Consider the following 11848-nt stretch of genomic DNA (forward strand, 5'->3'; position numbering starts at 1 on the left):
ACTGATAACTAAAAAAGAGAATTTCTTGTAACGAACAGACTATCTTGCAATTCTCTCATTGTATCTTTAAGAACTCATACTTTTAAGGAAATTTTAACCTCAACTCAATTTAAAAATGAAGAAATTTTTATTAGCGAATTGGTTACTTGCTACGTTATTCTGCCTACCAGTTATGGCGCAGGAGGTAACAGTGAGTGGCCGTGTAACTTCATCAGACGACGGCTCCGCCCTACCGGGTGTAAGTGTGCAGGTAAAAGGTACGACTCGGGGGACTACAACGGATGCGAACGGGAACTACAAAATTACTACCCCGGCGAATCCAAGGCTGGTTTTCAGCTTTATTGGTTACACAAGTCAGGAAGTAGAAGCAGGCTCGAGAACAACCGTTAACCTAACTCTTCAGAGCAGTGCAAATGAACTTACAGAGTTCATCATTACGGGTTACGGAGCTGCTGTTACCAAAAAGGAAGCAACGGGCGCAACGGCTAATATCAAGGGTGATGCCATTGAGAACTTACCTGTTCAGAGCTTTGACCGGGCCTTGCAGGGTCGAGCCGCTGGAGTGCAGATTACGTCCAGTAGTGGCGTGCCGGGTGGTGCTGTCCAGGTTCGCATTCGGGGGGTTGGCTCCATCACTGCCGGTAACGATCCGCTATACGTAGTTGATGGTGTGCAGATTAATACCCGAAACGACGGCGGTGGTAACGTAAGCAGTAACCCGTTATCATTCCTGAATCCAAACGATATTGAGAGCATTGACGTACTGAAAGATGCCGCGACAGCCGCTATCTATGGCGCTCAGGCCGCTAACGGTGTGGTACTGGTAACTACCAAACGGGGTAAAGCAGGAGCCAAAACCCGTGTCAATATCAACTATTACAAAGGTATTGTTGATCCCATTCGGAAGCTGGACGTACTGTCAACGCAGCAGTTCATCCAGATACGTACCGAAGCCCTGCAGGCAGCGCGTCCGACCCTTACGCCTGTAGCCAGCCGCACGTTAGCCCTTAGTCAACTGGGTCTTTCAACAGATTTAACGGATGAAGCCATTGCTGCACTGCCCAATTATGACTGGCAGGGTGAGTCGTATCGACCCGGCTCTGTCGATAACGTTGATCTGTCGGCGCAGGGCGGGAATGACCGCACGACGTTCTACCTGTCCGGCTCCTTTAACCAGCAGGATGCTTCGCTCAGAAATGTCGACTTCAAGCGTTTTTCAAGCAAGCTTAATTTGACTCATAAGCTGAATAATAAACTGGCGGTCGATGCGGGGCTGAATGTGAGTGCAATCACGCAGCGCGGTCCCTATGGTACGTCGGGCAATACAGGTAATGCCGCTAACGTAGGGAGTACAACTGCTTTTGGAGCTCCTCAATACGCGGCTCCGCTCATTCTGCCATTCAACCCTATCTATAATCCCGACGGTAGTTACTACGGCCTGCCAGCATCCGGCGTAACGATGGTGGGTGATTTATCGCAGAACATTGTTGCGAACTCCGACCTCATTAAATCAAAAACGAATGTCAATCAATTGGTTGGTAATCTGGGCCTAACCTATTCACTAACCAAGGATTTAATTCTTAAAGGATTTGGCGGTCTGGACTACCGAACTGTCAATTCATCGTTGTTCAACGATCCGCGTACGTCTGATTATTACAATGTTAGAGGTAGCCTTAATCAGTTTGTGAACAGCAACATAGGTCTGACCAGCAACGTTACCGCGAATTATACCAAGACGATTGGCGAGAAACATTTAGTGAGTGCCTTGATAGGTGCTGAATATCGTCAGGAAATTAACGAAACGACTACGCTCAATGCAAGTGGGTTTCCAACACCTGATCTCAATACAGCCAATGCAGCAGCTGAACCGGTATCGGTAGGTGGTGCCTGGACGGGTTTCAAACGGGCAGGTATCTTCACAAACGTGCGGTATGAATACGGTAAGCGATACATTCTAAGCGGAATTCTTCGGTATGATGGCTCGTCGCGTTTCGGAACTGATAATCGCTGGGGGTATTTCCCGTCGATTTCGGCTAAATGGAATATCGCGGAAGAATCGTTCCTAAACACAAGTAACACAATCAGTGATCTGGGGCTTCGTTTCAGCGTCGGTAGCACTGGCAACGACCAGGTTGACAACTTTGCTGCCCGCCAGTTATACGGCTTAAGCAGTGTTTACCAGGGTAATTCGGGAATTCGTCCCAGTCAGCTGGGTAATTCCAATCTGCGTTGGGAACGTAACGTAACCTACAACCTCGGGTTAGACTATGGATTCTTTGGCGGTCGGATCAAAGGTTCTTTCGAAGCGTTCCATCGGACCAGTCGCGACCTGCTGTTGAACCGCACCGTACCGTCCAGTAACGGGGTTGCCTTAGAAAATACAAACACAAACACAGTCATTACCGAGAATATCGGTGAGGTCGTTAACAAAGGACTGGAATTCGACATTACAACAGTCAATGTTAACAAAGGAGGTTTCCGCTGGGAAACCAACTTCAATATTACACTGATTGATAATAAGGTTACGAAACTGTTCGAAGGAACTGACGTACTTCCCGGAAACCTGGCCGTTCGGGTTGGGTATCCACTTTTTACAAACGTCAGCGTTCCCTATGCCGGTGTAAATCCAGCCAATGGTCGTCCAATGTGGTATGATCTAAACGGCGACATTACGTACCTCTTCCGCACGGCCGATCAGCGGCCACTAGGCCACTCCGCTATTTCAAAAATTTATGGCGGTTTTACCAATACGCTTTCTTACGGCGGCATCGAATTATCGGCTTTATTCCAATACGATCAGGGAAAAACGGTGCAAAACCTGCAGGAATTTCGATTTGCCGACAATGGGGGCGTATTGCGGAACAGCTTGTTATACTATTACGAAAATCGATGGACCACCCCCGGACAGATTACGAGCGTACCACGTCCGGCTGAAAATCGTACGGAAGTGAGTGGCCGGGTTAGTTCGTATCAGCAAATCAGCCGGTTCTATCAGGATGCTTCCTACATCCGGCTGAAACAAATTACCTTATCCTACAACTTACCTTCATCGCTAATGCAGCACCTGAAAATGTCGAGCGTTAAAATCTATGCACAGAGCATCAACGCCCTGACCTGGACAAAATGGACCGGCTTCGATCCAGAATTTGCTGGTACGGATAACTCCGGTATCATTCCACAGTCGCGCAGCTACACATTCGGTATCCAAATCGGGCTTTAATCTCACAGAAGACGTCATACTCATGAAATATATCATTCAATCATTTGTACTAACGATGGGTCTGCTGATAGCCAGTTGCAGCAGCCTGCTGGACATCGAGCCGCGCCAGTCCATCGATTCATCCGTAGCGCTCACTACCCGGGAGGGCATCAACGCGGCCGTAACTAGTGTTTACACGTACCTCAAAGCACAGGTTACCTATGGGCGTGATCTAATCGCGATTGCCGAAGCTTTAGCCGATGAAACTCAAATTATCAACCGCGCGGGCGGACGCTACGTGAGTGAAGGCCAGAACGTGATTAATAACCACTTTCTGGGCTGGCCAACTTATTACACAGCCATCAACGAAATTAATCTGATTCTGGAAGCCTTACCTACCAGTCCGTTCAGTGAAGCAGAACGCGCTTCTATTGAAGGTGAGATTAAATTCCTTCGGGCCTTGAACTACTTCAATTTAGCGCGAGTATTTGCCTTCGATCCCAAGGTAGCCATTGCGTCCCTCAATAAAGGCGGTGTTCCGATTATGACCACAGGAATTAAGACTCCTGAACAGGTACAGTATCCAACGCGCGCATCGGTAGCTGATGTTTACTCACTGATTTACCAGGATCTGACAACAGCCGTTGCGAAAGCGCCTGCTACGGGTGGTCCGAACCGGGCTACTAAAGCAGCCGCGCTGGCTCTTTTTGCCCGTGTAGCCTTATATAATGAGGATTTTCCGAACGCCATCAAGTATGCGACGGAGGCTTTAGCCGCAGGGGTTGGGCGATTTGTAGGTAATACGGATTACGTAGCAGCATGGCGTAGCAATACGCACCCAGAATCAATTTTTGAAGTATTGTTTCAGACCCGTCAGGAATCGCTGGGGGTGAACAACTCCATTCAGACAGCCTACACTACCATCGAATCCGTAGCGCAGGCAAACAGCCTGGCCGCCCTACGTCCTACTCCGCTTCCGCCAGCAAACGGCTACGGTGGTATTGTGCCAACTACGGCCTTCCTGAACCTCCATCAAACGGGTGACGTTCGCCGACAACTCTATCAGTTGGGCCTTAACCGATCAAACTCAACTGTAATCGAATGCACTAAATTTCTTGGTAAATCGGGAGTTATTTACATGGACAACGTACCGGTCATTCGCATCTCGGAACTGTATCTGATTCGGGCCGAAGCGCAGGCACGTAGCAACGGCGATCTTGCGCAGGCATTAGCGGATGTGAACATGATTCGGACACGGGCGGGTCTAACGGCCGCAACCGGACTAACCAACGCCCAGTTGCAGGCAGAAATAGTCTTACAACGTCGACTCGAACTCGCGTTCGAAGGTCATCGCTGGTTCGATTTGAAACGGCGCGGACAGGATGTGATTAAAGCTACCGGAAACGTAACCTACGGCGATACCCGTATACTAGCGCCAATCCCCAACAGCGAAATTTTAGCCAACAAAAACTTAGCCCAGAATTCGGGCTATTAATCACTGACTTTACTCCGATGATCAAACATCTGAAAGCTTATTTGTTTTTAGGGGCACTGTCCCTGCTGGTTATGTCGTGCTTCGACAACATGGAAACGGTTTATGACGGCCCTACTGTCATTGAGTTCAATGAAGCAGTAACCCGCACCCCGGCTGTCGGACGCACGTTTCCGATTATTACGGCTAATAACTCCGTAACGGCTGGTGCTACATTCGTTCAGCAACTAAACCTGGTCGGCCGCCAACGTAGCAGCGATTTCTCGGTTAAAGTGGCCATTGACCCGGTTAATACGACAATCACAAGGGCGAATACCTATACACTGGTTAATGACGGTAACGTAACGATTCCAGCCAACAGTAGTTTCGGCTCACTAACATTGACTGTATCGCGTGCGACCAGTTCAACCAGTCCTACAGGTAATTTAGTGCTGGTTATTGATAGTACTAACACCGATTACAAAGCCAGCGCGAACTATAAACGGCTAGGTTATCTGATTCGCCAATAGATACAAGTCGTTTTCAATCCACACAGAAAAAGCAACTCAATAAGCAGGTTGCTTTTTCTGTATATTGTCAAATTGTGTAACCTTTTTTTGACTTAAATGGGAATTATCCAAAAGGTATACTACCTGATAGTATATTATTTAGTATTTTCTTTTCTGCTCATTATATTTGTTGCCATTTTATACTTCTTTAATGCTAATTTAATCTAGACTCACAAATGCGAAAAATTTTATTAGGCAGCTGGCTGCTTTCGCTACTATTCTGCTTGCCCGTATTGGCTCAGGATGTATCAGTAAGTGGTCAGGTCACTTCATCAGATGATGGGTCAGGCTTACCAGGTGTGACCGTACAAGTAAAAGGCGAAAGCCGTGGAACAACGACCGATGCACAGGGCAACTACAGAATTAACGCTCCTGCCACTAGTACATTGGTATTCAGCTTCATCGGGTACAAATCTCAGGAAGTAGCTGTTGGTAATCGCTCAACGATTGCCGTTACGCTTCAAACGGACGCAACAAACCTAAATGAGGTTGTTGTAACGGCAATTGGTTTCGAGCGCGAAAAAAAGAGCCTGGGTTACGCTATTAATACGGTAAAAAACGAAGAGCTAACTGTTGGCCGGACAACAAACCTCGTGAATTCGCTACAGGGTAAAGTAGCCGGGGTACGCATCCAGTCGTCAAGCGGACAAGTGGGTGCTAGTTCTGCCATCTTTATCCGGGGCTTCACGACTTTCACCGGCAGTAACCAACCTTTGTTCGTTGTGGATGGAATTCCGATTGATAACTCGGGTGGTACGAACTCACTACAGAACGGGGTAGCTAACTCAAACCGGGGGATTGACCTGAATCAGGACGAAATTGAAAATCTCTCAGTATTGAAAGGACCGGCTGCTGCTGCGCTTTACGGGTCGCGGGCGGCTAGTGGAGCGATTATTATTACGACGAAGAAGGGTCGTCGGAACGCAAAAACCTCCGTGCAACTGACCAGTTCTTATAACGTTAATGAAGTGAATCGCTTCCCCGACTGGCAAAACCAATATGCGCAGGGTAGTAACGGCTCTACGTTTAACAACTTATCTAACTTCTCGTGGGGTCCCCGTATTCAAGGACAACGGGTAGCCAATCCGTTCACGTCTGCCGTGCGCCAGTTGATCGGTATGCCCGATTCAACGAACTTAACGTCTTATCCGGATAATATTCGCAACGTTTTCCGTCAGGGAAATAACTTCCAGAAAAACGTAGCGATAACAGGTGGTAATGAGCGATCAACGTTCCGCGTGTCGTACGGTAATCTGGTTGAAAATGGTACATTAGCCAACAACCGACTGGTCCGTAATAACTTCCGGTTCAACGGGTCATCTCAAATAACCAGTAAGTTTACGGCAGGCGTAAGTGCAGAATACATTACCTCGACGTCTAAGCGAACGCAGGTCGGTAACCAATTATCGAACCCATTCTTCAGAACCTGGTTCCTGCCGCGTAATATTGATCTGCAGAATCTGCCCTATCAGGATGCCGCCGGAACGCAATATTATTTCGATACGTCGCAAGACAACCCCTACTGGACCATCGATAATAACCGCTGGAATGACCAGGTAAATCGTGTACTGGGCAATATCAATTTGGGCTACGATATAACACCCTGGTTGAACGCGAGCTACAAGATCGGTATTGACAACTATACCCAGACGATAAAAGCATACGACCAGATTGGTGCTGTCGGAGCAGCGACAACGAGTGCTGGTGGCAGGGGCGGTATCCGCGATGAAACCTTCCAGACCAAAAACCTGGCTTCTTATCTTAACCTGAGTGTTAAACGGCAAATCACCGAAGATTTAGGGTTTAATCTTGTGGTTGGTAACGAAATCACCCAGTTATACAGCAATCGGAACCGCATTACGGGAACAACGTTGAATGTTCGTGATTTTGATAATATTACGAATGCTACCGTTTACACCCCGTTTGCAGAAGTATCAATGCAACGGCTGATCGGCGTTTACGGTGATTTTAGCTTGAATTACAAGCAATGGCTTACAGTGAATGTTACGGGACGTAATGACTGGTCGTCTACGTTTGGTCGTGCCAAGCGCTCCTTCTTCTATCCGGGCGTGGCCGCCAGCTTTGTCTTCACCGAAGCCTTCCCTTCGCTTAAAAATGGAGGAGCTATCAGCTTTGGTAAACTATACGTAAACAGAGCGAAAGGGGGTAAAGTAGCTCCGGTCTATTCAACCGATACGTACTTCCTCCAAGCACAGCCAGCCGATGGTTTTGGGCCACAGATTCTCTTCCCGTTCCAGCAGTTAGGTGGCAGAACTCTGGATGATGCTGCCGGTAATTCGGATTTAGGTCCTGAATTCACGACCAGCAGTGAAATTGGTCTGGAGATGTCGTTCCTACGTGATCGAATCGGATTTGAGTTTGCTTATTATGACCAGCATTCAACAGATCTGATCTTTGCCGTACCTATTTCGCCAAGTTCGGGCTTTACGAGTGCCTACCGAAATGCAGGCTCTATGCGCTCCCGCGGTGTGGAGTTTTTACTCCGTGGTACACCTATTCGTACCACCAATCTCACCTGGAACCTGTCAGCCAACTTTAGCCATGTTGACCCCAGGGTTGAAAGCCTGGCGGCTGGTGTACCCAACATTTTCTTAGGAGGATTTACAACGCCACAAGCTCGTCTGGAAGAAGGGCAGCCTTATGGTATAATCTATGGATCGGTGTTAAACCGCGACGCGAACGGTAGGGTGATTGTAACGGCTCAAGGCTTACCTACTCAGGCAGCCGCTAACCAGCGGATCGGCAATCCCAATCCACAGTGGACAATGGGTATTACCAGTGATCTTTCGTTCCGCGGATTCAACCTGAATTTCCTGATTGACATTCGCAAAGGTGGTGATGCTTACGCCCGAAACATTGGCGACTTGCGCCGGACAGGAGCCGCTATCGAAACCGCCGAGTTCGATCGCTTCAATGCTGACGGTACACAAGCGACGCCTTATATCATTGATGGAGTTAAAGCGGATGGCTCGGTTAATACGACGCGCCTAACAGCTCAACAGTACTGGCAAAATTTATACACCGGTATTGGCGAAACCTACATTTTTGATACGTCATGGATGCGTTTGAGAGAGGCTTCTTTGTCATACAGCTTTACCAACAAACTGTTGACGAAAACGCCTTTGGGACAATTACAAATCGGCATTAACGGTCGTAATTTACTTTTATCAGCACCAAACTATCCGCATTTCGACCCGGAAAATAGCGTTTTAGGTGCTAGTAACGGCCAAGGTCTTGAGTTCAATTCTCTGCCGCAAACGCGTTCTTATGGAGTCTTTTTGAAAGCATCATTCTAAACCAGTCAACAGCTAATGACTTTTAAATTAAAACTAGCTCCGTTACTTACAGCTCTGGTGTTGATAAGTAGCTCATGCGATACGTTTCTGGATATCAACACGAGTCCGAATAATTTGCTGACAGCGCCAATTAGTCAAGTTTTGACTTCAGCGGCTGTTAACGTAGGCTTTACAGGAGGCAGCGACCTGAGCCGGTTCTCGAACCTTCTTGTTCAGCAATTTGCCGGCCAGGCAGGCCCTGGTACTCAGACCTCTATTTATCAGACGTACGTCATTCAGCCTACGGATGTTAATAACGTCTACGGTTCGATTTATGCAACGACGCTGTCTGATCTGGACTATGTAATCAGTAATTCGACGGGTAGTCCGCACTATTCAGGCATTGCTAAAATTCTGAAGGCCTATTCATTTCAGCAAGTACTGGATACGTTTGGGGACATTCCTTACACTGAAGCGGGTCTGGGTACGGCCAATACGCAGCCTAAGTTCGATGACGATGAGCAGGTGTACAGGCAGTTGTTCACGTTGCTCGATCAGGGAATCTCGGAGGTGAGCGCTACGCAGTCAGCTCTCTCACCAACGGCTAATGATGTCATTTTTGCTGGTGATCGGACCAAATGGGCCAAATTTGCGAACACGTTGAAACTGCGGTTGTTACTCCATTACAGTGAGAAAGACAACGCTTATCTGAAGCAGCAAATGACTGCCTTGATCGGTAGTAATGTGCAGTTCATGCAGTCTAACTCAGATAATTTTCAGATGACGTTTGGAACGGATGTTGGTAAACAAAATCCAATTTATCAATTCGACGTAAGCCGGGCGGATTATTTATTCCCTAACAGCTTCCTTGTTAATTTGATGAATACAAACACCGACCCACGTCGGCCCAGGTATTTTACGCCGTTCCCTTATACAACGAATCTGGCACAGGCACAATACAAGGGTTCGACACCGGGTGATGATCAATCCATCAATTATTCACGGTTTGGTGAATATTTATTCGGGGCCCGAACCAACACGACGACGACAATAACCCCCAATGCTCAGGGCGGTATTACTTCTACGGTCATTCAGTATAGTGGTAGTGCGCCTGTCCGGATGTTAACATTTGCCGAATACAATTTTATTCGGGCGGAAGCAGCTTTACGATTCCAGGTTACTGGCGATGCACAAACGTTTTATCAGGCGGGTATCCGCGCATCTATGCAGGCAGCCGGTGTAGCTGACGCTGATATTACGTCCTATCTGGCCAGACGGGGAACGTTAACGGGCACAGCCGCTCAGCAGTTGCAGCAATTGATTGAAGAAAAATATGTTGCGAACTTATCCGTTTCTGTTGAGAACTGGACTGACTGGCGCCGGACAGGTTATCCTGCGATTAGGCCAGTAGCAAATGGGGTGATCACACAGATACCACGCGTCTTGTATTATCCACAAAGCGAAACAGACAGAAATCTGAACACACCAAAACGCGCTTCTCTAACTGAACGCGTGTTTTGGGATACTCGTCAATAAAACTGACGATCTCTGTAGTGTAATTAGTAACCAGTGAATCAAAAAGCCCTCCGACTAGTCGGAGGGCTTTTTGATTTTAAACGCTTTATTTTTTTCATCTAAATCCGTTTTACAGAGACATTATGGAAATAAATTAATACGTAACAACACCCCGTTGGGCAAGAAAACACCATTTCTTTTCAACCCATAAACACGTACATTGCCAATGAGAACCCGCCTTTTCGTAGGTTTTTGAATCATATGGAAAACGAAAATCAAACCGCTGGAAATATCGCTGACATACTTGCTGAACAGCCCGCTGAGTCGTTGACCAGTCGAATTATGATCTCCTCTGAAATTGGTACTCTCAAACGTTTACTGATTCACAGCCCCGACCGAGGCCTGGGCAAAGTCGTTCCTTCAAAAGCGCAGGACTGGTTGTTTGAAGACATCGTTCATCTGGACATGATGCGCCGGGATGAGTACGATTACTACGTTAAGATTCTGCTGTATTTTTTAGACACGACTGTCATTCGGGGTAAAATAGCTTCTCTCAGCCCCGACCACGACCGGTCGTTTTTTAAACCTGATCATCCCGATTATTACAAGTCAAATAAGGTTATTGACATTCAATGGCTATTATCGGATATCCTGACCGACGAAAGTATCCGTACGCGCCTGATTGCGGCCATTTGTGGCATCGAGCGAACTTCATTCCGTACACAGCAACAACTAAATCAGTATGAGCCCGGCGAACTGGCTAAGATTATGATTTCGGGTTCCTTACCCGATCTGACGATGCTCTTCGCTCCGCTACCCAATTTTATTTTCACGCGCGACATTGGTATTGTCATCAACGACCATATTCTGCTTAATAAACCGGCAAAGCTTGCCCGCACGCGCGAAGCGCTGCTCGCTCAGTATATATTTTTCAATCATCCATTATTTGCTGGCTATCAGGATAAAATCATTGAGATTCCCGACAATGAGCATGCGTTTCTTCTGGCTGACTCAGATACGAATCGCGACGTAACGCGCTCAACGCTCGAAGGGGGCGACGTGATGATGATTGCGAAACGCCATCTACTAATTGGCGTTAGTGAACGCACTACGCTCTATGCGGCCCAGCAGACGATGCAACTGGTGTTCGAAAAAAATCTGGTGGATAAGGTGACGATTATTAAGATTCCGAAAAAACGGGATTACATGCACATCGATACGATTTTTACCCAGGTAAAACGCAACGTGTGGGTCCTGCTGGGATCACTCGCCCGAACGGGTGATGAAGCTAAAAAACGGGATGTACTGCATTTTTTCGCGCCGAAGGACGTAGCAGAAGAGTTGAAGATTCTCCAGTTTATCAAAGGAGTGGAACATAAGCCGATTGAAATCGAGAATCTTGAGGACTTACTGACGGACATTAGCAAAAATGATCTGGGCGCTACCGAACCCGTGCAGTTCATTTACTCAGGTAACAACGAATTTCCATTCGGTGCCCGAGAGCAATGGACCGACTCCTGCAATTTGCTAGCCTTAAAAGATGGGGTTGTAGTTGGGTATGACCGTAACGAAAAAACAGCGGATGCTTTTCGCGCAGCCGGGTTCGAAGTTATTAGCGCTGCCAGGCTCCTGGAACGTTTCGAGCAAGATCAATTATCCCCAGAAACGATTGAGAATACGTTCATTATGCTCCCTTCTGCAGAATTGTCGCGGGCGCGGGGTGGTTCACACTGCATGAGTCTGCCATTGTTAAGAGAGGAAATCCTGTAGACTACGCAGCTTTCATTGCTTGATTCAG

6 protein-coding genes are annotated in these 11848 nt (G+C 47.5%); all 6 read left to right on the top strand.

Annotated features, from left to right (window positions below):
* Nucleotides 1-115 precede the first annotated feature (115 nt).
* The 6 genes from IC230_RS28580 to IC230_RS28605 all read left to right on the top strand — a co-directional run bounded on the left by IC230_RS28580 (nucleotide 116) and on the right by IC230_RS28605 (nucleotide 11820).
* Entirely contained in the window at nucleotides 116-3220 is a 3105-nt protein-coding gene (locus IC230_RS28580; RefSeq protein WP_191042496.1) for a SusC/RagA family TonB-linked outer membrane protein, read from the top strand.
* 22 nt (nucleotides 3221-3242) lie between these two features.
* Nucleotides 3243-4694 carry a RagB/SusD family nutrient uptake outer membrane protein gene (locus tag IC230_RS28585; protein ID WP_223860911.1) on the top strand — a complete coding sequence of 484 codons (1452 nt, stop codon included), beginning with the start codon at nucleotides 3243-3245 and terminating at the stop codon, nucleotides 4692-4694.
* A gap of 17 nt (nucleotides 4695-4711) precedes the next feature.
* Nucleotides 4712-5200, top strand: a complete 489-nt coding sequence (locus IC230_RS28590) for a hypothetical protein (protein ID WP_191042497.1) — start codon at nucleotides 4712-4714, stop codon at nucleotides 5198-5200.
* A 215-nt stretch (nucleotides 5201-5415) separates the two neighbouring features.
* The gene (locus IC230_RS28595) at nucleotides 5416-8556 is read left to right on the top strand and encodes a SusC/RagA family TonB-linked outer membrane protein (RefSeq protein ID WP_191042498.1); all 3141 of its coding nucleotides are present in this window, start codon (nucleotides 5416-5418) and stop codon (nucleotides 8554-8556) included.
* A gap of 15 nt (nucleotides 8557-8571) precedes the next feature.
* Nucleotides 8572-10071 (top strand): SusD/RagB family nutrient-binding outer membrane lipoprotein, encoded by a 1500-nt coding sequence (locus IC230_RS28600; protein WP_191042499.1) that lies wholly within the window; start codon nucleotides 8572-8574, stop codon nucleotides 10069-10071.
* A 240-nt stretch (nucleotides 10072-10311) separates the two neighbouring features.
* A complete protein-coding gene (locus IC230_RS28605) occupies nucleotides 10312-11820 on the top strand; it encodes an arginine deiminase family protein (protein WP_191042500.1) in 1509 nt (502 codons plus the stop codon).
* Nucleotides 11821-11848 lie beyond the last annotated feature (28 nt).

Source organism: Spirosoma validum (genome assembly GCF_014699035.1).
Classification (GTDB): Bacteria; Bacteroidota; Bacteroidia; order Cytophagales; family Spirosomataceae; genus Spirosoma; species Spirosoma validum.